Origin of the sequence: Corynebacterium axilliensis (assembly GCF_046097495.1) — a bacterium.
In the GTDB taxonomy this organism is placed as follows: Bacteria; Actinomycetota; Actinomycetes; order Mycobacteriales; family Mycobacteriaceae; genus Corynebacterium.
This window is the reverse complement of sequence record NZ_CP175768.1, coordinates 888,543-911,884: the sequence shown is the minus strand read 5'-3', so window position 1 is coordinate 911,884 and position 23,342 is coordinate 888,543. Positions and strand designations below refer to the sequence as shown.

The 23,342-nt window shown below is 65.6% G+C and carries 19 protein-coding genes; 16 read left to right on the top strand and 3 right to left on the bottom strand.

Annotation, left to right across the window (positions count from 1 at the left end; genetic code table 11):
- Positions 1-16 precede the first annotated feature (16 nt).
- The 12 genes from smc to ACKFR8_RS04350 all read left to right on the top strand — a co-directional run bounded on the left by smc (position 17) and on the right by ACKFR8_RS04350 (position 17,289).
- Complete coding sequence (gene smc, locus ACKFR8_RS04405) at positions 17-3,547, top strand: chromosome segregation protein SMC (RefSeq protein ID WP_408930675.1); 3,531 nt, start codon at positions 17-19, stop codon at positions 3,545-3,547.
- 104 nt (positions 3,548-3,651) lie between these two features.
- Positions 3,652-5,517, top strand: a complete 1,866-nt coding sequence (gene ftsY / locus ACKFR8_RS04400; RefSeq protein WP_408930674.1) for a signal recognition particle-docking protein FtsY — start codon at positions 3,652-3,654, stop codon at positions 5,515-5,517.
- A gap of 180 nt (positions 5,518-5,697) precedes the next feature.
- Entirely contained in the window at positions 5,698-8,679 is a 2,982-nt protein-coding gene (locus ACKFR8_RS04395) for a DUF4040 family protein (RefSeq protein ID WP_408930673.1), read from the top strand.
- Positions 8,676-9,113, top strand: a complete 438-nt coding sequence (locus ACKFR8_RS04390; protein ID WP_296131384.1) for a sodium:proton antiporter — start codon at positions 8,676-8,678, stop codon at positions 9,111-9,113. Before ACKFR8_RS04395 ends, ACKFR8_RS04390 begins: the two co-directional genes overlap by 4 nt.
- Positions 9,114-10,655: a monovalent cation/H+ antiporter subunit D family protein gene (locus ACKFR8_RS04385; RefSeq protein WP_408930672.1), complete on the top strand. Its 1,542-nt coding sequence runs from the start codon at positions 9,114-9,116 to the stop codon at positions 10,653-10,655.
- Complete coding sequence (locus tag ACKFR8_RS04380) at positions 10,656-11,216, top strand: monovalent cation/H+ antiporter subunit E (RefSeq protein ID WP_408930671.1); 561 nt, start codon at positions 10,656-10,658, stop codon at positions 11,214-11,216.
- Positions 11,213-11,503: a cation:proton antiporter gene (locus ACKFR8_RS04375; protein ID WP_306506746.1), complete on the top strand. Its 291-nt coding sequence runs from the start codon at positions 11,213-11,215 to the stop codon at positions 11,501-11,503. Before ACKFR8_RS04380 ends, ACKFR8_RS04375 begins: the two co-directional genes overlap by 4 nt.
- A 7-nt stretch (positions 11,504-11,510) precedes the next feature.
- A complete protein-coding gene (locus ACKFR8_RS04370) occupies positions 11,511-11,879 on the top strand; it encodes a Na+/H+ antiporter subunit G (protein ID WP_306506747.1) in 369 nt (122 codons plus the stop codon).
- A gap of 94 nt (positions 11,880-11,973) precedes the next feature.
- The gene (locus ACKFR8_RS04365) at positions 11,974-12,312 is read left to right on the top strand and encodes a P-II family nitrogen regulator (RefSeq protein ID WP_306506748.1); all 339 of its coding nucleotides are present in this window, start codon (positions 11,974-11,976) and stop codon (positions 12,310-12,312) included.
- Positions 12,313-12,321: 9 nt separating this feature from the next.
- Positions 12,322-14,421 (top strand): [protein-PII] uridylyltransferase, encoded by a 2,100-nt coding sequence (locus tag ACKFR8_RS04360; protein WP_408930670.1) that lies wholly within the window; start codon positions 12,322-12,324, stop codon positions 14,419-14,421.
- A gap of 49 nt (positions 14,422-14,470) precedes the next feature.
- Positions 14,471-16,084 carry a signal recognition particle protein gene (gene ffh / locus ACKFR8_RS04355; protein ID WP_408930669.1) on the top strand — a complete coding sequence of 538 codons (1,614 nt, stop codon included), beginning with the start codon at positions 14,471-14,473 and terminating at the stop codon, positions 16,082-16,084.
- 98 nt (positions 16,085-16,182) lie between these two features.
- On the top strand, positions 16,183-17,289 hold the full coding sequence (locus ACKFR8_RS04350) for a TIGR04053 family radical SAM/SPASM domain-containing protein (protein WP_408930985.1): 1,107 nt from the start codon (positions 16,183-16,185) through the stop codon (positions 17,287-17,289).
- 9 nt (positions 17,290-17,298) lie between these two features.
- On the opposite strand, the gene ACKFR8_RS04345 is transcribed toward ACKFR8_RS04350, so the two are convergent.
- The gene (locus tag ACKFR8_RS04345) at positions 17,299-19,560 is read right to left on the bottom strand and encodes an acyltransferase family protein (protein WP_408930668.1); all 2,262 of its coding nucleotides are present in this window, start codon (positions 19,558-19,560) and stop codon (positions 17,299-17,301) included.
- A gap of 307 nt (positions 19,561-19,867) precedes the next feature.
- Here ACKFR8_RS04345 and rpsP point away from each other — a divergent pair, with 307 nt between their 5' ends.
- Positions 19,868-20,395 (top strand): 30S ribosomal protein S16, encoded by a 528-nt coding sequence (gene rpsP / locus ACKFR8_RS04340; RefSeq protein ID WP_296131416.1) that lies wholly within the window; start codon positions 19,868-19,870, stop codon positions 20,393-20,395.
- A gap of 71 nt (positions 20,396-20,466) precedes the next feature.
- On the opposite strand, the gene ACKFR8_RS04335 is transcribed toward rpsP, so the two are convergent.
- Both ACKFR8_RS04335 and ACKFR8_RS04330 read right to left on the bottom strand, forming a co-directional pair.
- Positions 20,467-21,135 (bottom strand): TetR/AcrR family transcriptional regulator, encoded by a 669-nt coding sequence (locus ACKFR8_RS04335; RefSeq protein WP_296131419.1) that lies wholly within the window; start codon positions 21,133-21,135, stop codon positions 20,467-20,469.
- A 23-nt stretch (positions 21,136-21,158) separates the two neighbouring features.
- Positions 21,159-21,557: a cupin domain-containing protein gene (locus ACKFR8_RS04330; protein WP_408930667.1), complete on the bottom strand. Its 399-nt coding sequence runs from the start codon at positions 21,555-21,557 to the stop codon at positions 21,159-21,161.
- Between the two features lie 32 nt (positions 21,558-21,589).
- Here ACKFR8_RS04330 and rimM point away from each other — a divergent pair, with 32 nt between their 5' ends.
- From rimM to ACKFR8_RS04315, 3 genes are read left to right on the top strand one after another with little or no spacing between them, the layout of a single operon-like run.
- The gene (rimM, locus tag ACKFR8_RS04325; protein ID WP_296131424.1) at positions 21,590-22,090 is read left to right on the top strand and encodes a ribosome maturation factor RimM; all 501 of its coding nucleotides are present in this window, start codon (positions 21,590-21,592) and stop codon (positions 22,088-22,090) included.
- Positions 22,087-22,947 (top strand): tRNA (guanosine(37)-N1)-methyltransferase TrmD, encoded by an 861-nt coding sequence (gene trmD, locus ACKFR8_RS04320; protein WP_408930666.1) that lies wholly within the window; start codon positions 22,087-22,089, stop codon positions 22,945-22,947. The genes rimM and trmD overlap by 4 nt, the downstream gene beginning before the upstream one ends.
- On the top strand, positions 22,931-23,299 hold the full coding sequence (locus ACKFR8_RS04315; protein ID WP_408930665.1) for a hypothetical protein: 369 nt from the start codon (positions 22,931-22,933) through the stop codon (positions 23,297-23,299). Before trmD ends, ACKFR8_RS04315 begins: the two co-directional genes overlap by 17 nt.
- The last annotated feature ends 43 nt before the right edge of the window (positions 23,300-23,342 follow it).

The window sequence follows — 23,342 nt, the reverse complement described above, 5'->3', positions numbered from 1 at the left end:
CGCTAAACTAGGTCAAATGCACCTCAAATCGCTCACGCTCAAAGGATTCAAGTCCTTTGCGTCTGCGACGAACCTGAAGTTCGAGCCGGGCATCTGCGCCGTCGTGGGGCCGAATGGTTCGGGTAAGTCCAACGTGGTTGATGCCCTGGCCTGGGTGATGGGCGAGGGCAGCGCGAAGACCCTGCGCGGCGGCAAGATGCAGGACGTCATCTTCGCCGGAGCCGGCGAGCGCAAGGCCCTGGGCCGCGCCGAAGTCACGCTCACCATTGACAACGCCGATGGCGCGCTGCCCATCGATTATTCGGAGGTCTCCGTCACCCGGCGCATGTTCCGGGACGGGGCGAGCGAATACGAAATCAACGGCTCCAAGGCCCGCCTCATGGACATCCAGGAGCTGCTCTCAGATTCCGGTATCGGCCGAGAGATGCACATCATCGTGGGCCAGGGAAAGCTCGCGGAAATCCTGGAATCCCGCCCGGAGGACCGCCGCGCCTACATCGAAGAAGCCGCCGGCGTGCTCAAGCACCGCCGCCGCAAGGAGAAGGCGCAGCGCAAGCTCACCGGCATGCAGGCTAACCTGGACCGCCTCCAGGACTTAACGGATGAGCTGGGCAAGCAGCTCAAACCCTTGGCGCGGCAGGCCGAAGCCGCCAAGCGCGCCGCTACCGTGCAGGCGGATCTGCGGGATGCGCGCCTGCGCTTGGCCGGTGACCGCGTGGTGCGGTTGCGCGCCACGTTCGATGATGCCGAGCGCCGCGCCGAGCTTTTGGCAGAGCAGGTCGAAGAGGTTACCGCCCAGCTGGAAGAGGCCACGGCCCAGCAACTCGAGGTGGAGGCTGAGCTAGGGGAGGTCACGCCGCGGGCGGAGGCCGCCCAAAAGCTGTGGTTCGACTTGTCCACCTTGTCGGAGCGTATTTCCGCGACCCAGCGCATCGCCGCAGAGCGCGCCAGCAACGTCGGCGCGCAGGTGGCGTATGCCGGGCAGGATCCGGATGAGTTGGAGGCGCGGGCCCGGCATGCCGACGACGAGCATGCGGAACTTCTTGCCGCCGCCGAGGAAGCCGCGGAGCGCCTCGAATCGATTCGGGAGGAAGTGGCAGAGCGCCGGGCAACCTTCGAGGCCGCCGACAAGGAACACATGGCGCAGCTGCGCGCTATCGCGGACCGCCGCGAGGGCGTGGTCCGTCTTATTGCTGCGGAGGAGAACCTTTCCGGCCAGGTCTCGTCCGCGGAGGCCGAGCTTGCGCGCCAGGAGGAAACCCTGGCCGGCACCAAGTCCCGCACGCGTGCCGCGCAGGCGGAGGCGGATGAGGTCGCTGACAAGCTGGCCGCGCTCGCAGCCGAGCGTGAGCCGCTGGAAGAGGCCCACGTGCGCGCCGCCAGCGAATCGGATGCGGCGGACAAGCGCCTGGACCAGCTACGGGATGCCCAGCGGGAGCGCGAGCGCGCGGTGTACACACTCCGCGCGCGCATCGATACCCTGGGCCAGACCGCCCCGGAGGCGCTCGACTTGGGCGAGGGCTTTGCGCCGCTGGCCAACTTCATTTCCACCAGCTACGACTCGGCCGTGGCTGCGGCCTTGGGCGCTTTCGCGGAGGCCCAAGCCGGTGAGGTCACCAGTGACATCGTCGCCTCCCTCAGCGAGGCCAGCCGCACCCCGCTCATTGACATCGCCGCTGGGGCCGAGGGGTCACCGGAGGAGCCCGATTCCCCGGCGGCGGCGTGGCGCTTGGACGCCGACCTGCCGGCGGGGGCAGCCTGGCTGCTGGACCATATGGTGCTGGTTCCCGAGGTCTCCGCGGCGGTAACGCGCCTGCTGTCCGACGTCGTCCTGGTGGAAGATTTCGCCGCCGCCCGCGAGCTCGTTGCCGGGGATCCGCGCCTGCGCGCTGTGACGCCGGCGGGCCTGCTAGTGGGCGAGGGCTGGGTCGAAGCCGGCACCGGGGCCGCCTCCACCGTCGAGGTGAGCGGCCAAATCGCGCAGGCAGAGCAGCAGCTCGAGACCGCGACGCAGGAGCTGGAGGAGCTCTCCGGCACTGTCGAGGGCGCGAAGATCGCCGCCGACGATGCACGCGTGGGCGCGGCAGGTGCCAAGGCCGCGCTGCGCGAACACGACCACGAGGTGGACGCGTGGAAGCGCGACCACCAGCGCCTGCTCAAGCAATACGAGGCCAACAAGGCCGAGCATGAGAAGGCCGCGGCTCGCGCGACCGATATCGAGGTCCAGCTAGCACGGCTGCGGGAGGAGCTTTCAGAAGCCCGCGACCGTCTTTCCCGGGTGGACGCGGACGAGCAGGCCGACGAGCCGTCGTCCGTCGAGCGCGACGAGGCCTCCCGCGCCCTCGAGCAGGTCAAGGCCATGGAGGTCGAGGCCCAGCTGGCAGCGCGCAGCGCCCAGGACAAGGTGGGACAGGCCGCCGGCCGGGGCGACGCGTTGCGCCGGCAGGCACAGCACGAGCGCCAGGCCAAGGCCCGCCATGATCAGGCGATGGCGCGGCGCCAAGCGCAGGCCCGTTTGGCAGGGGCCGTGGATAAGCACGCCCAAGATCTCGCTGCCCGCACCGCGCATGCGCTCGACCGCGCGGCGGAGGAGCGCGATGAGCTGGTGACGCAGCGCGGGGTGCTTCAGTCCCGCGCGCAGTCCGCCAAGCAGGCGGTCTCCGCCACCCGCCAGCAACTCGATCGTTTGACTGACTCCGCCCACAGCTCCGAGATCGCGCGGAGCCAGGCCCAGGTGCGCGTGTATGAGGCGGAGGCCAAGATCGTCGAACAGCTCGGCGTGGCCATCGCCGACTTGCTGCGTGATTACACCCCGGGTGAGGACTTCGACCGCTCGGCGGAGACCGCCCGGCTTAAGCAGGCGGAGAAGGATCTCAACTCCTTGGGCAAGGTCAACCCGCTGGCGCTGGAGGAGTACAAGGCCCTGGAGGAGCGCTACTCCTTCCTGTCTACCCAGCTGGATGATGTCATCCAGGCGCGGACGGATCTCACGGGGGTTATTGAGGACGTCGACGCTCAGATTCTGCAGCTGTTTACGGATGCCTGGCACGACGTGGAGCAGGAGTTTCCCAAGGTCTTCCAGACCCTGTTCCCGGGCGGCGAGGGCCGCCTGGTCCTTACTGAACCCGACGACATGTTGGCTACCGGCATCGAGGTGGAGGCCCGCCCACCGGGCAAGAAGGTCAAGCGCCTGTCCTTGCTTTCGGGTGGCGAGAAGTCCCTGACCGCCCTGGCGATGCTCGTGGCTATCTTCCGCGCGCGACCCTCACCGTTCTACGTCATGGATGAGGTCGAGGCCGCGCTTGACGACGTCAACCTGCGCCGCCTTATCGCCCTCTTTGAGGAGCTGCGGAAGGATTCGCAGCTCATCGTCATCACGCACCAGAAGCCGACGATGGATGTGGCCAACGTGCTCTACGGCGTGACCATGCGCGGCGATGGCGTGACGCGCGTGATTTCCCAGCGCATGAGCCGCGCGGGCGAGGCCCCCGGTACCGCCCAGGCGGCTGCGGACGCCACGCGCCTGGGCGTCGACGCCCCGCGCTAGCGGGTGCTAACGGGCACTCGTGTCGGGCCCGTCTGGGGCCCGCTCGTGCGGACGTCTGACGGCTTGTGGTGCCGGGCGGGGACAAGCCTGGCACTATGGAGGGCATGACTACTACTTATCTGTGGATTGCGATTGCAGTCATCGTCCTGATCCTGCTGGCGATCGTGCTCGTTGTGCTGGGCAAGAAGCGCGGCGAGTCGAAGAAGGTGTCCTTTGACAAGCCCGTCGAGGAGCCGAAGGAGCTCACCCAGCAGCAGAAGTCAGGCAACTACCAGGCGAAGTCCGGTTTTAACTTTGCCCCCGCTGGCGGTAGCGCCGAGAAGCAGCCGGCTAAGGCTCAGCCCACCCAGGCGGCTCAGGCGCAGCCGGACAAGAACGGGGATAAGCGCGATGCCACTGAGCTCGCCAACGCGCAGTTGAACGGCACTCAGAAGACTGAGAAGAACGAAAAGCCAGCGAAGCCGGAAAAGCCCGCGCAGTCGGAAAAGCCGGAGCCTGCCGAGCCGGTGAAGGCTCCAGAGAAGGCTAAGGAGGCAGAGGCTCCTCAGGAGGCTCAGGAGACCAAGAACGATGAAGGTTCTGAGTCGGCCGCCGGTGCCGTGGCTGCAGGCGCTGCGTCCGCTGCTGCGGCCGGCGCCGCCGTGCCGGGGGCTGTCGCCGCCGACATGGAGGAGCGCGAAGAGGACGTGCGGGACGCAGAGGTAGCCGACGCTCCGAAGGAGGTCGAGGCTGAACCTGCCACTGAGCCTGCCACCGAAACCACCGAGGCCACTGAGGCCACTGAGGCTATCGAGCCGGCGGTGAGCGAGAGCGCCGTCGAGCCAGAAAACAGCTCTGCTGACGATCAGGCGGAAACTGGCGCAGACGCCGGCGTTGAGGAAGACGTCGTTGCCGAGGAAGACGCTGCTGCCGAGGAAGCTGCTGCGGCGGCGGGGGAGCAGACGGCGTCGGCAAGCGCGGCACTCGAAGCAGAGCCGGAAGAGCTGGAGGTCTCCGACGACGCTGAGGTCGTTGAGGCCCCGGCCCAGCCGCAGGATGACATCGCCCCCGCCTCCGGGCGCTTGGGCAAGCTGCGCGGACGCCTGTCGCGCTCCCAGAACGCCATCGGCCAGGGCCTTATGGGCATCCTGTCCGCCGGCGACCTGGATGATGACGCCTGGGAGGACATCGAGGACACCCTCATCATGGCGGATCTGGGCACCAAGTCCACGATGAAAGTCACCGACTCGCTGCGCGAAAAGATTGCGGAGCGCGGTGTGAGCTCCGAGGAGGAAGCCCGCGCCATGCTGCGTGAGGCCCTCATCGAGGTCGGCCACCCAGAGATGGACCGCTCCATCAAGGCCATGCCGAATGACGGCAAGCCGGCCGTCATCATGGTCGTCGGCGTGAACGGCACCGGCAAGACCACCACCACCGGCAAGCTGGCCCGCGTGCTTGTCTCCATGGGCCACAACGTGCTGCTGGGTGCTGCGGATACCTTCCGTGCTGCCGCAGCCGACCAGTTGGAGACCTGGGGGCGCCGCGTGGGTGCGTCCACCGTGCGCGGTAAGGAAGGCGCCGATCCGGCTTCCGTGGCCTTCGACGCTGTAGCAGCGGGCGTGGACCAGGGTGTGGACGTCGTGCTCGTTGATACCGCCGGCCGCCTGCACACCTCGGTGGATCTCATGGACCAGCTGGGCAAGGTTAAGCGCGTGGTGGAGAAGAAGACTGAGGTCGATGAGGTTCTGCTGGTCCTCGACGCGACGGTGGGCCAGAACGGCCTGACCCAGGCGCGTATTTTCCGCGACGTCGTGGACATCACCGGCGTGGTGCTCACCAAGCTGGACGGTACCGCCAAGGGCGGAATCGTCTTCCAGGTCCAGGAAGAGCTGGGCGTGCCGGTCAAGCTTGTGGGCTTGGGCGAGGGCGCTGACGACCTGGCGCCGTTTGAGGTTGAGGGCTTCGTGGACGCCCTGCTGGGGGAGAAGTAAAAGAGTTACATTCTGCTCCTGCGCGGCGCGTGTCTTCCTGCTGGAGGGCCGCGCCGCGCGGTGGTTTTAAACCGCTAATAATGTGCTTCGCCGGAGGTCACAATGGTAGTCTGGGACAGTCCTGTCTAGGTGATGCTGACTTTCTCAGCTCTAAACAACGGTTCGTGAGGCTACTCTTTCGTGACACTCTTGTATGTCGTCCTCCTCGCAGCTGTCGCAGTGGCGCTAGCACCGGTGACCGTCAAGGCCGCCGACCGCGCAGCCGGCTACCCGCTAGCCGGCATTTTTATTGTCGCCGCAGCACTGCTGGCTAAGGAATTTCCTGCACTGGCCCGCGGCGAAGAACTTACCTACTCCGTGACCTGGGTTCGCGATGTTATCGCGCCCGGCGTCGACGTCAACCTCGCCTTCCGCGGCGATGCGCTAGGTATCTTCTTCGCCATGTTGGCCCTCGTTATCGGCGCCGTGGTCTTCATCTACTCCGCGGCCTATCTCCCCAAAGGAAAGGGCAACGTCAGTTTCTACGTGTTGATGACGGCGTTTACGCTGTCCATCCTGCTGCTGGTACTGGCGAATGACATTGTCGTGCTCTTCCTGGCCTGGGAGCTGGTGTCCCTGGCGTCGTTCATGCTCATCGCGCGCAGCGGTAAGGCCGGTGAGGCCGGCTCCCAGCGCACGCTGATCCTGACCTTCATCGGTGGCCTCACGCTTCTTGCTGGCTTGGCCATCGCCGCCACGGCGGCTGGCACCACCAGCCTGGAGGGCATCCTGGCCTCCGGCGTCTGGTCCGAGCGCCCGGGGCTGACCACCGGAGTGGCCATGCTCATTGCGGCCTCCGCGTTTACTAAGGCGGCGCAGTTCCCATTCCACTTCTGGCTGCCCGAGGCCATGGCGGCCGCCACCCCGGTGTCCGCCTTCCTGCACGCGGCGGCTGTGGTGAAGGCCGGCGTGTACCTGCTCATTCGCTTCTCCACCATCTTCCACGACGTCGCCGCCTGGAACTGGCTGCTCATCGTCGTCGGCATGGGCACCGCCCTGATGTCTGCGGTCTTTGCCGTGCAGAAGACGGACCTGAAGAAGCTCACGGCCTACTCCACGGTGTCCCACCTGGGGTGGATCGTGGCCACCATCGGCGTGGGCACCCCGTTCGCCATCTCCGCGGCGCTGGTGCACACCCTGGCACACGCGCTGTTTAAGTCCTCCATCTTCATGCTCATCGGCGTCATCGACCACGAGGCAGGCTCGCGCGATATCCGCCGCCTGGGCGTGCTGTGGAACAAGATGCCGTGGACGTTCGGCTCCATGCTCATCGGCGCGGCGTCGATGGCCGCGGTGCCGCCGCTGTTCGGCTTCGTGTCGAAGGAAGGGATGCTCACCGCCTTCGAGGAGGCCCCGCTGGGCTCTGCTGGGCAGATCGTTCTCTTGGCCGTTGCCGGCATCGGTGCATTCTTTACCTTCACCTACTCGGCCAAGATCATCTTCGGCGCCTTCTTCGACGGCCCGCGCGATATGTCGAAGGCCCACGAGGCGCCGGTGCGCCTGTGGCTGCCGGCTGCCTTGCCGGGCGCGATGTCGGTGCCGCTGGTCTTCTTCATGGGCGTGCTCGACAGCCCGCTGGATGATGTCGTCGCAGCGGTTGGCATGGAGGGCCATACCCACCTGGCGCTGTGGCACGGCGTGACGGTCCCGCTGATTATCTCCGTGCTCGTGCTGGTCGCCGGCGTGGTGGGCGTGCTGTTCCGCAAGCCGTTCTGGACCGCGATGGAGGAGCGCCAGCTGCTGCCGCGCACCGGCAACGACCTGCTCAAGGCTGTGCAGGACTACTCCACCAAGTTCGGCCGCTTTGTCGGACGGATGTCGGATACGCATAACCCGTCGCTGCTCATCCTGCCGATCATCGTGCTCATCATCCTGCTGGCCGGTGCCACCGTGCTGTCCGACGGCGTCGACGGTGTCGCCCTCAACCCGCGCATGGAGGGCCTGGATAACCCGTGGGACCTGCTTCCGCTGGGCATTATCGCGCTGTCCATGTTCGGCTTGGTGCGCACCCAGAACCGCCTGACCGGTGCGGTCATGATCGGCACCGCCGGTACCGGCGTGACCCTGCAGATGTTCCTGTTGGGTGCGCCCGACGTGGCCCTGACCCAGTTCACCGTGGAGGCCCTGTCCGTCATCGTCATGATGATGGTGCTGCGCTACCTGCCGGAGAAGTTCCACCCGGTCCAGGACAAGCGCCGCAAGGTCGGCTCCATCGTGGTCGCTGTCCTTGCCGGACTGGCCGCCTTCCTAGGCGTGTGGGCCCTGATGGGCCGCCACGAGCGCTCCGATTTGGCCCTGTGGTACCTCAATAACGCCCCGGACATTACCGGTGGCGACAACGTGGTGGCCACCATCATCGTGGAGTTCCGTGCGCTCGATACGCTCGGTGAGCTCTCCGTGCTGGGCATGGCGGCCGTGGTTATCGCCGCGGTCACCTCGACGCTGCCGCGCTTCCCGTTCACCTCGGGCACCCGCCCGGCGCCGTTTGGCCAGTCGCAGCTCAACTCGGTGCCGCTGCGCAAGGGCATCTCTATTGCCATCCCGATTCTGGTCATCATGTCCGTCATCGTCTTCTACCGCGGCCACCAAGCCTCGGGTGGCGGCTTCCCCGCGGCGCTGATTATGGGCGCGGCCATCGGCCTGACCTACCTCTCGCGCGGTACCGACGAGATCGTCTTCGGCCGCATGACGCCGATTCACCTCACCGGTGTTGGCATCATCGTCGCGCTGACGGCGGGCTTCATCGGCTACATTCCGACGTCGCACAGCTCCGGCGGCTTCCTCACCGCCATCCACGGCCACGCGTTGGGCCAGCACTGGACCACGTCGCTCATCTTCGACCTCGGCATTTACCTGGCCGTGCTGGGCATGCTCACCATGGCTATCAACGCCCTGGGCGGCTACTTGCGCCCGGGCACGGAGCGCGACTTCCTGCCGTGGGTCCACGACGACGATTCGGCGTTGCCGAACACGCCACGCGTGGTGCTTGACGACGTCGACGATCCTTACCCCGAATCCATCAACCCGTCCTCCGACCCGGAGGCACTGCTTAGTGATTCCGAGGCACGCAACCGCGCCGCCTCGCCGCACTACACCCCGGCGGAAGGGGAGAAGAACTCATGATTCTCGCACTGACTATTGCCCTGCTCATCGGTAGCGCTGTCTACCTCATCCAGCAGCGCGGCCTGGTCCACATTGTGTTGGGCATGATGGCCTTCGGCCACGGCGCCAACCTCATGCTGTTGGCCACCGGCGTGTACTCCTACCGCGGCGAGTCCTTCCCGTCGCAGGTCCCGGCGGACCAGATGGCGGACCCGCTGCCGCAGGCCTTCGTGCTGACCGCCGTGGTGATCTCCATGGCCACCTCCACGATTCTGCTGACCATGGCCGCCATGGGTGCCAACGACGACACGGACGTGGTGGAGCCGGTGGACGATAACACTATTGACCACGCGTTCTCCACGCTGGGCCGCGATACGCAGAACCGCGACATCCTGGAGCGCTCCGCCAACAAGATGGACCGCTTGAAGGAACTTGACCACGAGGGGGAGAAGTAAATGTATGACACCGTAAGTGCCCTCCTTCCGCTTTTCCCGGCAGTTCCGCTGGTGTCCGCGGCCCTGGCGCTGCTGGCGCCGTGGCACCGCGTGCGTGACGCCATTATGCTCATCGTGCCGGGCGCGGGTATCTTCGCCGCGTTCGCGCTGCTGCTCTACACCATGGACAACGGCGTGGTCGCCCACACCGTGGGCATGTACGTGGGCAACGCCGGCATCGCCTTTGCCGCCGATACGTTCTCCGCGCTCATGCTCATCACCACGATGATTGTGGCCTTCGGCGCCAACTGGTTCGCCATCGTGGGTGGCGAAACCAAGTCCCGCTACTACCCGTCGCTCACGCTCATCCTCGTGACCGGCGTGTGTGGTGCGCTGCTGACCGCTGACCTCTTTAACTTCTTCGTGTTCATTGAGGTTATGCTGCTGCCGTCCTACGGACTTATCACCATGTCCGGTACGTGGTCCCGCCTGGCCGCCGGCCGCGCCTTCGTGCTGGTGAACCTGTTCGCCTCCACGCTGCTCGTGGTCGGCGTGGGCTACATCTATTCGGTGACCGGCGTGGTCAACCTCGCTGCGCTGGAAGGCGCTGCGGCCGGCAACGGTCCGGTGACGGTGGCCTCCGCCATCATTGTTATCGCCATCTGCGCTAAGGCCGGCGTGTTCCCGGTGCAGTCGTGGCTGCCGCGCACCTACCCGGGTACCTCCGCGGCGGTGATGGGCCTGTTCTCCGGCCTGCACACCAAGGTGGCCGTCTACATGCTCTACCGCCTGTGGGTCCACCTCTTCGGCATGGATGAGCGCTGGGGCACCCTCATCATCGTGGTCATGATCATCTCCATGCTGGTGGGCTCCTTCGGCGGCTTGGCGGAGAACTCCCTGCGCCGCGTGCTGGGCTACCAGATGCTCAACGGTATGCCCTTCATGCTGGTGATGATGGCCTTCACCACCCACGATCCGCAGCGCGCGCTGGGCGCGGGCATCCTGTACATGATTCACCACATGATCACGATGGGCTCGCTCATCCTGGCCTCCGGTGCCATCGAGGAGACCTACGGCACGGGCCGCCTCAACAAGCTCTCGGGCTTGGCGCGGCGCGATCCCATCATCGCGTGGATTTTTGCCGCCGGCGCTTTCTCCATCGTCGGTTTCCCGCCGTTCTCCGGCATGTGGGGCAAGGTCCTCATTGTGGCCGAGGTCGCCCGCACCGGCGGGGGATGGGCATGGGCGGTCATCGCGGTGATTATCATCGCGTCCTTCGCTGCCTTCCTCGCCATGCTGCGCGTGTGGCGCCGCGTCTTCTGGGGCAAGGACCTGCCGAAGGAGAAGGTGCCCAAGGAGCTGGTCATCCGCAAGAAGCTCATGGCTCCGTCCGCTGCGCTTATCTTGGGCTCGCTGACCATGTTCATCCTGTCCGGGCCGATCATCGACGTCATCCAGCACGCCGCCGCTGACCTCCTCGACACCGAGGCCTACACCCAGGCAGTGCTTGGCGACGACCCCGTAGCCCTGCCCGATATCGACTCCATTCAGGAGGGCCGTTAAATGAAGACTGCACTTAACGCTGTTGTCTACGCGCTGTGGCTCATCAAGGAAATCTTCGTGGCCGGCTTCACGCTGGCGCTGGAATCCTTCAAGCCGCGCAACAACTACCACCCCGTCGTCCTGCGCTACCCGTTGCGCGTGAGCAGCGCCTGGGAGATCTTCTGGTTTACCTCCTCCATCACCGCCACCCCGGGCACCTTGTCCATGGGCCTGCGCGAGCCGGTGCGAGAAGGCCTGCCGCGCATTGTGCTGGTCCAGGCGGTCATGGGTGATGACCCGGCCAGCATCATGGCGGACCTGGCGGACATGGAAGAGCGCCTTGCTCCGCACGTGAAGGGCACCGACTATGGCGTGCCGGGCCAGGGCCCCACCACGGAGCTGGCAGAAACGTTCTACGAGTACCCGCTGGATACCGTGGGCCGTCACATGCGCGCACCGGACATCGCAAAGGTGGACGACACCCCGCTGGCGGCGAACGACGTGGAGAAGTACTCCGTGTGGCCGCTGCGCCACGCGGTACCGAGCAAAAAGACCCAAGCCCGAAAGGACGCTAAGAAATGATTGACTTTTCCTCCCTGAGCGCCTTCCAGTGGGTGGTCTTTGTCTGCGTGTTCGTCATGGGCGCGGCTGTGTGCGCGTCGCTGGTGCTGGCGCTGCGCTCTCGCGATGAGCTGACCCGCACGGTGATGAGTGACATGGTCTTCTACGGCATGCTGTGCATGTACATCACCTGGGCCACCACCAATCACGCGTCGATTCTGTATGACATCGTGATGCTGGCGGGCATTGCGGCGGGCGTGCTGCCGACGCTGTCGATGGCCCGCATCATCTCGAAGGGCAGGAGGTAAGACCCCCATGACTATTGCTGAAATCGTTGCCACCGTGCTCCTCATTGTGGCCACCGTCATGGTGGTGGCCACGGCAGTTGCGTTGTGGCGCGCGCCGGATGCCCTGACCCGAGTCAACTTGCTCGGCCCCACCGTCGGTATTGCCGTGCCGCTTCTTCTGGTGGCCAAGCTGGTGGTGGATTTTTCCGAAAACGGCTTCTCGCTGTGGTCGCTGGTTCGCGCACTGATCGCCTGCTTTGGCGTGTGGATCATTGGCTCGGTGGGCTCGTTCTACATGGGCCGCTCTATCTATGGCGTGACGGTGACGGACGTGAAGTACGCCAAGCGCATGCGGAAGCAGGCCCAGACTATTGAGGCCGACGAGGACGAGGTCTAGTCACTAGCGTCGCCGCCTACCCCGCGGCGCTAGGATTAATCCTGCACCCACCGTCCAGCCGCGCGCCGACGTCGCTGGAGCTAAGGAGTAGAACATGAAACTCATCACTGCCATTGTGAAGCCGTTTACGCTGCCGGACATCCGCGAGTCTCTGGAACAGCACAACGTCCACGGCCTGACCGTCACCGAGACGCAGGGCTTTGGCCAGCAGCGCGGGCACAGTGAGGTCTACCGCGGCGCGGAATACGCCACCGACTTCGTGCCGAAGGTCAAGCTGGAAATCGTCACCTCCGACGAACAGGTCGATGACATCGTTAACGCTGTGGTGGATGCCGCCTACACCGGAAAGATCGGCGACGGCAAGATCTGGATCACGCCGGTCGAGGACGTTATTCGCGTGCGCACTGGCGAGCGTGGCGACGCCGCGCTGTAGCCCCATCCCGTGACTTCCGCGGCACAGCTGCGCGCCCGCGCCATCGACGCGGCGACGCGGCTCACCCAGACGCTGAGCGTCCCGCCGGGCTGCGCCCTGGTGGCCACGGGGTCCTTTGCGCGGCGCGACATGACGCCGTACTCCGACCTCGACCTGATTCTCCTGCACCCGGACGGGACGGAACTTACACCCGAGGTGGCAGCGAAGGTGTGGTACCCCATTTGGGAGGCCAAGTACCACCTCGACCACGCGGTACGCACCCCCAGCGAGTTCGCGGCGATCGCCGGCTCCGACCCCGCTGCTGGCTTCGCGCAGCTTGACCTCGCCTTTGTGGCGGGGGATAAGCAGCTGGTCGACTCGACCCGGGCGCAGGTCTACGCCACGTGGCGGCGCCTGCTGCAGCGCAACTTCGACGCCTTCGTCGATACGGCCATCGCTCGCTGGCGGCGCTCCGGCACGCTGGCCACGATGACGCACCCGGACATCAAGAACGGGCGCGGCGGTTTGCGCGACATTCAGTTCCTCCGGGCCCTGGCCCTGGGCAATCTGGCCGACGCCCCAGCTCTGGACGCGGAGCGCACCCTGCTTCTCGACGTCCGCACGCTCCTCCACACCACCACCCGCCGCCCGCGCGATGTCCTCGACCCAGAGTTCGCCGCCGACATCGCCCGCGAGCTGGGGTTTGCGGACCGCTACGAACTCTCCTCCGCCGTCGTTGCCGCCGCCACGACCGTTGACCGCGCGCTGGAGAGGGCGCTGGCGACGGCCCGTGGGGTCGTCGTCAAGCGCAGCCCCACCAAGGACCGCAAGCCGCTCGACATCGGCGTGGTCGATGCCGGGGGAGAAATCCGCCTGGCGCGCACCGCAGACCTTTCCGAGCCGTGGCTGCTCCTGCGCGTGGCCGCCGCCTCCGCGCGCTCCGGCCGGACGGTGCCGGTGGAGGTATGGGAGCAGCTGCGTGCGCTGCCGGAGCTGCCGGAGCGCTGGACCGCGGCAGCAATCGACGCCTTCTTCGGACTTTTGTCCTCGCCCGTGCACACCCCGCGGCTGATCCAGGCCATGGATGCGCACGGCCTGTGGGAGCGGCTCGTGCCCGAGTGGGGCCACATCCGGGGGCTGCTGCCGCGCGAGCGCAGCCACGCGCACACCGTGGACTACCACTCCATCCTCACTGTGGCGCGCTGCGCGGAGGCACGCACGTCGGTGCCGCGTCCGGACCTGCTGCTGTTGGTGGCGCTCTACCATGACATCGGCAAGGGCCAGGACCGCCCGCACTGCCTGGTCGGGGCAGAGATGGTGGCTCGCGCCGCGGCCCGGCTGCGCCTCGACTTAGCGGACCGCTCCCGCGTGCAGACCGTGGTAGCGGAGCACACCACGCTGGCGCGCATCGTCTCCCGCATGGACCCCCAGTCGGATGCGGCGCGCGACGAACTTCTCGAGGCCGTTCGCTACGACTATCTCACCCTCGCACTGCTCGTCGTCCTCGCCCGCGCCGACGCGGAATCCACCGGGCCGGGCGTGTGGAACCGCCGCCTCGAGCGCGGCATTGAGGAGGTCAGTCAACGCGCCCTTGCCCAGCTGCAGGAGCTGAGCCCCACGCGCCCGCACGTGACCGTCGACCGCCCCATCGGGCTGCGCCACAACCCGGAGGATGACACCTTTACGGTGCTGTGGCGCGGCAGCAGCCAGCAGGAGGCGGCGCGTCCGCTCGCGCTTATCGCGGCGTTCGGCTGGAATATCATCTCCTCCCGCCTCGTGCGCACCGCGGAGGGCTACAGCGCGGAGTTTGATGTGCGCGCTTTGCATGCGCTTATCGACGCCACAACGGTAGAAGAACAGCTGGTCCAGTCCTACAAGTCCGAAACGTACACGCAGCTGCCGCCGTTCGTGCCGGGGCCAGCCACGGCGATGTGGACCGGCAACATCTTCGAGGTGCGCATTGACGACTACCCGGGAACCTTGGCCCACGTGCTCGCCACGCTGCCGGACTGCGAGTGGCTGTCAACCACCACGCCGGGCGCGACAATGGTGCTGCATGCCTTGCCGGCGGCAGAGATTTCCCGCGCGGCGCTGGTGCGGAATGTGACCCAGGCACTGGTCAACGGCTAAGCTGGGGGAGTTAAAAAATATCCACGATAGTTTAAGGGAGCACTCCGACGTGTTTGAGTCTTTGTCTGACCGCTTGCAATCAGCCCTGTCAGGCCTGCGCGGCAAGGGCAAGCTGACCGAGGCAGACATCAACGCCACCGCGCGTGAGATTCGCCTGGCGCTGCTCGAAGCAGACGTGTCGCTCAACGTCGTGCGCGGCTTTATCAAGCGCATCAAGGAGCGCGCCACCGGCGCCGAGGTGTCCGAGGCCCTGAACCCCGCCCAGCAGGTGGTCAAGATTGTCAACGAGGAGCTCATTGAGGTCCTCGGTGGCGAAACCCGCCGCCTGAACCTGGCCAAGAACCCGCCGACGGTCATCATGCTCGCCGGCCTCCAGGGTGCGGGTAAGACCACCCTGGCCGGCAAGCTGTCCAAGCACCTTGCCTCCAAGGGACACACCCCAATGCTGGTGGCCTGTGACCTGCAGCGCCCGGGTGCGGTGCAGCAGCTGCAGATCGTCGGCGAGCGCGCCGGCGTGGAGGTCTTCGCGCCGGACCCGGGCACCTCCCTGGACTCCCACGAGCACGAGATGGGCACCTCTCACGGCGACCCGGTAGGGGTGGCCCAGCAGGGTATCGAGGAAGCCAAGCGCACCCAGCACGACATCGTCATTATCGATACCGCCGGCCGCCTCGGCATCGACGAGACGCTCATGACCCAGGCCCGCAACATCCGCGATGCCGTCAGCCCCGACGAAGTCCTCTTCGTCATCGACTCGATGATCGGCCAGGACGCCGTCCAGACCGCCGAGGCCTTCCGCGACGGCGTCGACTTCACTGGCGTGGTGCTCACCAAGCTGGACGGCGACGCCCGCGGTGGTGCCGCACTGTCCATCCGCGAGGTCACCGGCAAGCCCATCATGTACGCCTCCACCGGTGAGAAGCTCGAGGACTTCGACGTCTTCCACCCGGAGCGCATGGCCTCGCGCATCCTGGGCATGGGTGACCTGCTCTCCCTGATTGAGCAGGCGGAGTCCAAGCTGGACCAGTCCAAGGCGGAGGAAGCCGCCAAGAAGATGGGCACCGGCGAGATGACGCTCAATGACTTCTTGGACATGATGCTCATGGTCCGCAACCTGGGACCGATGGGCAACCTGCTCAAGATGATGCCGGGTGGCTCCAAGATGAACGAGATCGCCGACATGGTGGATGAGAAGCAGCTGGACCGCATCCAGGCCATCATCCGCGGTATGACCCCGCAGGAGCGCGAGGATCCGAAGATTCTCAATGCCTCCCGCCGCAAGCGTATTGCCAACGGTTCTGGCGTGTCAGTCTCCGACGTCAACCAGCTCATCGAGCGCTTCAACGAGGCAAAGAAGATGATGTCTCAGATGGCCGGCCGCTTCGGTATGCCGGGCATGGGCGGCGGCCGCAAGGCCACGAAGAAGAAGCCGAAGGGCCGCAAGGGCAAGAATGGCAAGCGCAAGCCGCCGAAGCGCCGCGGCGGTGGCGGCGGTATGCCGGGTATGCCGGGCATGGGCGGCGGTATGCCGTCGATGGAAGAGCTGCAGAAGATGCAGGAGCAGATGGGCGGTATGCCGGGCATGGGCGATATCAAGATGCCGAAGGGCATGGAGAACATCGACCTGAACAACTTGGACTTCAGCAAGGGCAAGAAGAAGTAGGCGATTACCCACGCGGGAATATACCCGACTAAAGTTGGATAAAACTGTTCTCGCGTGGAAAGGTCCTCACTGTGAAGGCCAGCCCTGTGGTGCGCCAGATGCGCCACGACATCACAACCAAACCGTTCATCGCCATCTGGGAGGTCACCCGCGCCTGCCAGCTGGTGTGTCAGCACTGCCGGGCCGATGCCCAGCACGACCCCGCACCGGGCCAGCTCACCACCGCCGAAGGCAAGGCGCTGCTGGATTCCCTGGCCAGCTACGACAAGCCACGCCCGCTCGTCGTGCTCACGGGTGGGGACCCGTTTGAGCGCGGCGACCTGGAGGAGCTCACCGCCTACGGCACGTCCTTGGGGCTCAACGTGTCGCTCTCGCCGTCGGTCACGCCCCGTTTGACGCGCGAGCGCCTCGAGGGCTTGCGCGCGGCGGGCGGATCCGCGCTATCGCTGTCTCTCGACGGCGCGAGCGCTGCAACCCACGACTACTTCCGCGGCTTCTCCGGTATCTTCGAGCGCACGATTGAGATGGCCAGCGTGGTCACCGACGTGGGCTTCCGCCTCCAAATCAACTCCACCATCACGAAGAACAACGTCCACGAGGCCCCGCAGCTGTTGGCGCGGGTCATCGAGATGGGTGCCAAGCTCTGGAGCGTGTTCTTCCTCGTGCCCACCGGCCGCGGTACGGGCTTAGAGGCGCTGAACTCACAGGAGCGCGAGGACGCGATGCAGTGGCTGCGCAGCGTGTCCACGCGGATTGCCATTAAGACCACGGAGGGGCCACAATATCGGCGCATCGTCCTCCAGGCCCAGCGGGGAGAGAAGTACGAGGGCGGCGAACTGTACCGCTACCTGACCGCGGAGACCGAGCGCATCCTGGGACCTGACCCGCATACGCGCCGCCCGCGCCCGCCCATGGCCATCAACGCGGGATCCGGCTTCGTCTTCATCGACCACGTGGGGGACGTCTACCCGAACGGCTTCCTGCCGCTGCACTGCGGCAACGTCAAGAATCACCCGCTGCCGGATATCTACGCTAACTCGCCGGTGTTTAAGAAGCTTAGGGACCCCAACGCGTGGAGCGGCAAGTGCTCCGTGTGCGAGTTTGCCTCGGTGTGTGGTGGCTCGCGGTCCACGGCTTTTGCCATGACGGGCGACCCACTCGCGTCAGACTCTACCTGCGCCTACGTGCCCGAAGCCCTGCGCTAGCGGCGGCTACTAGATGGCCTTGCCCGCGGGGAAGGCAGGGTAGGGGACCGGTTTGGCGGGAGTCGGCGCCGCCGGGGTGGACGGTGCCGGGCCCGCCTTCGTCGTGGAGGTGGACGTGGCGGTTTCCGGTGCCTCCTGCTGCTGCGGGACACCCTCGATGAAGGGGGTAATGGCCTCGCGGATGAGCGGGATGGCGGAATCGCCGAAAGCCTTGGTGAAATGGTGCATATCGCGGTAGACCATGATGTTGCCGATCACCGCCGGGCAGTCGCCCTCCGCGTTGCAGAACCACGTTGAGGTGTCCACGGACACCATGTTTTGATAGTTCGACAGCACCTGCGCGCCCGGGTCGTACGGCGCGTAGACCTCCTCGAAGCGCATGCCGCAGCCCAGGGAATCCTCCGTGGCCACGTAGCACTCGTCGAACTGCAGGCCCTGGCCCTTGTCGTCGAAGCCCCACGGGTTGTCGCGGAAGCCCAGGAACGGGATGTCATTGGCGGCCAGCTCGTCCCAGAATGCCTGGTAGCCGGCGGGTACAGCGTCGGGGCCGTGGCCGTAGGGCCTGGCCGGGCGGGTCGAGTTCGACACCACCAGAGCCGGGTCCGCCTCCTCGATGCGGTCGACGACATGCTTGCCCCACTCGGCGCACTCGGGGGTCACGGTGAGGTCATCGCCCAACTCGATGGGGCAGCCCACGCGCGTGAGCGGGACGAGCTTGAAGCCCATCTCGCGGCCCAGGTAGTCCAGCGCGGACGAGTACTGCTCGGCGTGGGAGCCACCCACCAGGTACACCTCGACGTCCGAATTGACGTCGCCGAACACGCAGGGGGTCTCGCCATCCTTTTGTACTTCCTTGAAATAGTCGGCGGGCTCCTGCTCGGGGATGAAGCACCAGTTCTCCGCCACCGTGGTCATGATGCCGCGGGCGAGGATCGGGTCCGGCTTCACCTGAACGTCGCCGGGCGGCTCGATGTCGTCGACAAAGGACATGACGCCGGGATAGAGGGCCGGATCGAGCATCTCGGCGTCGGCGTTCTCGACGCTGCGCAGCCACAGCGGTTGGATGCACAGGAGTGCGACGGTGCCGATGGCAACCACCACGCCGCCGACGGCGCGCAGCCCGCCGGTGCGGGTGCGCATGTCGGTGAGGCCGCGGCGGACCGGGAGATCGTCGGCAAGCGGGCGCTTGCGGTGCTGACGCAGCGGCTTCTCGACGAAACGGTGAGTCACATCCGCCAACCCCAGCGACACCGCCACGATGATGATGCCGAGCCACCACGGAGGCGTATCCAAGCCCAGAGCGGAAGTGGAGATAATCAGCAGCGGCCAGTGCCAGAGGTACAGCGGGTAGGCAATGTCACCCAACCAGCGCGAGGGCCGTGCTGTTAGCACGCGGGAGAAGGAACCACCGGAGCCAATGATGATGAGCACCGCGCCGCCGATCGGCAGCAGCGACAGCGGGCCCGGGAAGGCCAGCGTGTTGGAGATGACCAAGCCGGTGCACGCCAGGGCTGCCAGGCCCGTGGCGGTCGCCAGATTCGACAGCCGCTGTGGCATACGCAGGTGCTTGCTGTAGATGACCAGCACAGCACCCAGCGTTAGCTCCCACGCGCGCGAGAACGTGGAGTAGTAGTTGTGCGGGCTGCCGTACAGGCCGTCCCGGCAGGCGTAGGCAAACGACGCAATGGTGACCACCAAAAGCACCGGGCCGGCGATGGAATTGACGGTAGGGAAGCGCGAGCCGGTCAGGCCCGACTCCTTCGGTCGCAGGCGCATCAACGCTGCCAAACCGATGGCAAAGAGGATGCCTGCCAGGTAGAACTGGCCCTGAACCGCCATGGACCACATGTGCTGTAGCGGGGAGGTGGATGCCGCGGCGGCCACGTAGTCAGCATCTTGGCGCGCGAGCTCCCAGTTCTGGTAGTAGAAGATCGTTGCGGTGATCTGCTTAGCCAAGTCACCGCTCATGCGCTCCGGGGCGAAAAGGCGCACCAGGATATAGCTGGCGCCGATGACGAGCACAAGCGACGGCACGAGCCGCCTCAGCGTGCGCCAGATGGGCCACCACGGGTTCAGCGAGGCGTTGGGGCGCGCAGCGTACCGCAGCTGGGAACCCAGGAAGAAGTAGCCGGACAGGAGCAGGAAGACATCCACACCGCCAGAAACACGGCCGACAAACACGTGGTAGAGCACCACGAGGGCGATTGCGATGCCGCGGAGACCATCGAGGTCATAGCGGTAGCGGAAGCGGGAAGGGGCGTTATCAGTCATAAATTAGGTGTGGGTGGCAGTAGAATAACCGCGTTACAGGGTACCCCCTTCGCGGGGAGCGACCTAATACGGCAGCACGGGGGCAATTTCCCATTTGCCATCCCTCCGGCTAAAGTTAGACAGGTTGTCCGCGTCTTCCCACCTGGAGGATTCGGAGAGCAACCTACAACTTCATCTCTGCGTAACGCCGGTACCGCCCACGGACGGCCGGCACGTCACGCGCAGGATAAATCCAAGGGTTGAACCGGCGCGCCACAGGTAAGAGGCGCGCGTCCGCACTGCCCGGTGACTAGAAAAGGAGCCAATCATGGCCGTCAAGATCAAGCTGCAGCGTATGGGCAAGGTCCGCAACGCTGAGTACCGCGTCATCATCGCCGATGCACGCACCCGCCGCTCCGGCAAGGCTATCGAGAACATCGGTATTTACCAGCCGAAGCAGGAGCCGTCCCTCATTCAGATCGATTCCGAGCGCGTTCAGTACTGGCTGGGCGTCGGCGCGCAGCCGACCGAGCCGGTTCTCGCACTGCTCAAGGTGACCGGTGACTGGCAGAAGTTCAAGGGCCTGCCGGGTGCAGAGGGCACCCTGAAGGTTGCCGAGGAGAAGCCGTCCAAGCTGGACCTCTTCAACGCTGCTCTGGCTGAGGCCAACAACGGCCCGACCATCGAGGCCATCACCGAGAAGAAGCGCAAGGCTAAGGAAGAGGCTGAGGCTAAGGCCGCCGCCGAGAAGGCTGCTGAGGAAGCAGCTGCCGCCGAGGCCGCTAAGGCTGAGGAAGAGTCTGCTGACGCGGAGTCCTCCGAGTCCGCAGAGGCTTCCGAGGAGTCCGCAGAGTAAATTCTGCGCACACTCAAAACCCCTTGACCAGGAAGGTCAAGGGGTTTCGTGCATTCTATAAGGCCCTAACGCTAGGCCGCGGGGTAGTTACGGCACGGGTCCGAGGGATCGACAAAGTCCAACCCGCGCACCGACGCTGCGATTACCACCTTGGCCAGCCTGTCCTTCGCCTCGCGCGGAAGGGGTGCCAAGTTACCCGCGGTGCACAGGACCGTGAAGCCGTGAACGGAGGACCAGCACGCAAGGCAGTTCGCCATCATGAATTCCGGCTTCGGATCTTGGCCGATCTCCCGCGCGTAGCGCGCCATGTACGCGTAGAAGGTCGCTAGGGCCTGGATGCGCCGGTCCGAATCGCTGCCTACCGTTGCAGCATCCAACCCGGCTGGGACGTCGAAGCCGTGTGAGGTGATCAGGCACTCAAAGAAGTTGGGCTCTTTCAGCCCGAACTCGAAGTACGCGAAGCCCGCCGCCATCATCTTGTCCACGACGGTGCCCTCGGTGGATTCTGCCGCCTCGTACAGTCGCGAAATGAGTTCGTTGGAGGAGACTTCCGCTACTGCGTCGAGAAGCGCGGCTTGGTCCGCAAAGTGACGGTAGGCCGCTGTGGGGGAGACTCCCACCGCGCGGGTGGCCGCCCGAATGGTCACCGCTTGCGGGCCGTGCTGGCGACCCAACGCGATGGCTTCCTTGAGGATCTCCTCGTGCAAATTTCCATGGTGATACGGCTTCGAACTACTCACAATTCGATAATATTACCTGTCGCTCAATCCCCGCTGTGTGTTTGCGTCGTCAACATGGTCAGCAGCATAATCGCAGGTTGATCCGTGCTTGTCACGCCGTGCGGAACCCGTGCCGGAAGGTGCACAATCCGCCCCGGTTCCAGCCGCTCCACCCGCTCACCGCACGTGAATTCTACTGCGCCGCGCAGCACTTGCACCGTGATGGGATGCGCGGCCATGTGGTCCGGCAGGTCTTGGCCGGGTAAAAAGTTGAACACGATGAGATTGGTGCCGTCGGCACTGAGCACGCGGCGCACTGCCGGGCGCGGGCGAGACGGGTCGGCCGGTGGGGCCTCGGCCACCAGATCCACTGCGGACAGCGAACCGCCGTGGTGGGCGGCGGCGCCGAACGTGGAGACGTCGTTAAGCGGAAGCTCATTCATACCACCGAGGCTAGCCCGTTAAGCTTAAAGGCATGGAATTACTGATCGGTCGCGTGGTGAAATCCCACGGCATCAAGGGCGAGGTCGCCGTCGAAGTGACCACGGACGCCCCGGAGGCGCGCTTCGCCGTCGGCGAGGTCCTTAACGGTAGGCAAGGCAAGAAGGAACACGAGCTCACCATCACCGCGGTGCGCGCCCACAAGGGGCGTTTGCTCGTGACGTTTAAAGAAGTCCCGGACCGCACCGCGGCGGATTCCCTGCGCGGTACCCAGTTCTTCGCCGCCCCGCTGGAGGACCCGGAGGACGATGGCTTCTACGACCACGAGCTCGAGGGGCTGCGGGTGCTCCAGGACGGCCGCGACATTGGCCAGGTCACCGGCGTGACTCACGGCCCCACGCAGTCGCTGCTGGAGGTGACGTTGGACAGCGGCGCGGAGGCGTTGGTGCCCTTCGTGGAGGCCATCGTGCCCGAGGTCGATCTGGACGCCGGCACGTGCACCATCACCCCGCCGGAGGGGTTGCTCGAGCTATGAGAATCGACGTTGTCACCATCTTCCCTGAGTACCTGGACCCGCTGCGCCACGCGCTGCTGGGCAAGGCCATTGAGCAGGGAAAGCTTGCCGTGGGCGTGCACGACCTGCGCCAGTGGGCCACGGATGTGCACAAGTCGGTCGACGATTCCCCGTACGGCGGTGGCCCCGGGATGGTGATGAAGCCTGAGGTGTGGGGCCCCGCGCTTGACGACGTCTCCTCCGCCACCGCTTCCACCCAGGACCTAGTCAGTGCCCTGCCGCACCTGAGCAAGCCGCGGCACGACGATATCCACGGCGTGGAGTCCCGCGCCTATGCCGAGTCTGGTGCGGAGGACAAGCCTCTGCTCATCGTGCCCACCCCGGCGGGAAAGCCCTTCAGCCAGGAGGACGCCCAGGCCTGGTCCTCCGAGGAGCACATTGTGTTCGCGTGCGGGCGCTACGAGGGAATTGACCAGCGCGTCGTCGATGATGCGGCGAAGCGCTACCGCGTGCGGGAGGTCTCCATCGGGGACTACGTGCTCATCGGTGGCGAGGTGGCCGTGCTGGTCATCGCGGAGGCCGTGGTGCGCCTGATCCCGGGCGTGCTGGGCAACCGGCGCTCCCACGAGGAGGATTCCTTCTCCGACGGGCTGCTGGAAGGCCCGAGCTACACCAAGCCGCGCGAGTGGCGCGGCCTCGCGGTGCCCGAGGTTTTGACGTCCGGTGATCACGCCAAGGTGGACCGCTGGCGCCGGGAACAGTCGTTGGAGCGCACGCTCGAGCGCCGCCCGGAGTTGCTGGAGGCGGCCGAGTTGGATGCCGCCGACCGCGCATACCTGGATCAACTGAAGGAGGACACGCATGGACGTGAGTACTGATCTGTCGATTCTTATGACCGAGGCCGAATGGAACAAGGTCTTGGCAGAGATGCCGCAGCGTTTGCGCGAAGGCGGGCTGGAGCCGCACGACATCAACGCCGAAATCGTGTCCTTTACCTGCGAGCCGGACAACATTCTGGTCAACGAGTACATGAACAACCACGGCCACCCGCCGGTGAGCGAGCACGTGTGGCGGGTTATCGTCAACGGATCGTCACAGTTGCCGCTGACGAAGGTCACGGCGGCCGTCGCGGACTGCCTGCCGCCGCACACGCTGTGGTACGGCACCTCGGAAATCGGCCACACCGAGTTTGGGCTAGGCACCTCCTGTGCGTGGCAGGGCGGGGTATAGGGTGGGAAGGTCTTTAAGTCCCCGACCCACATAAAGAGGTTTT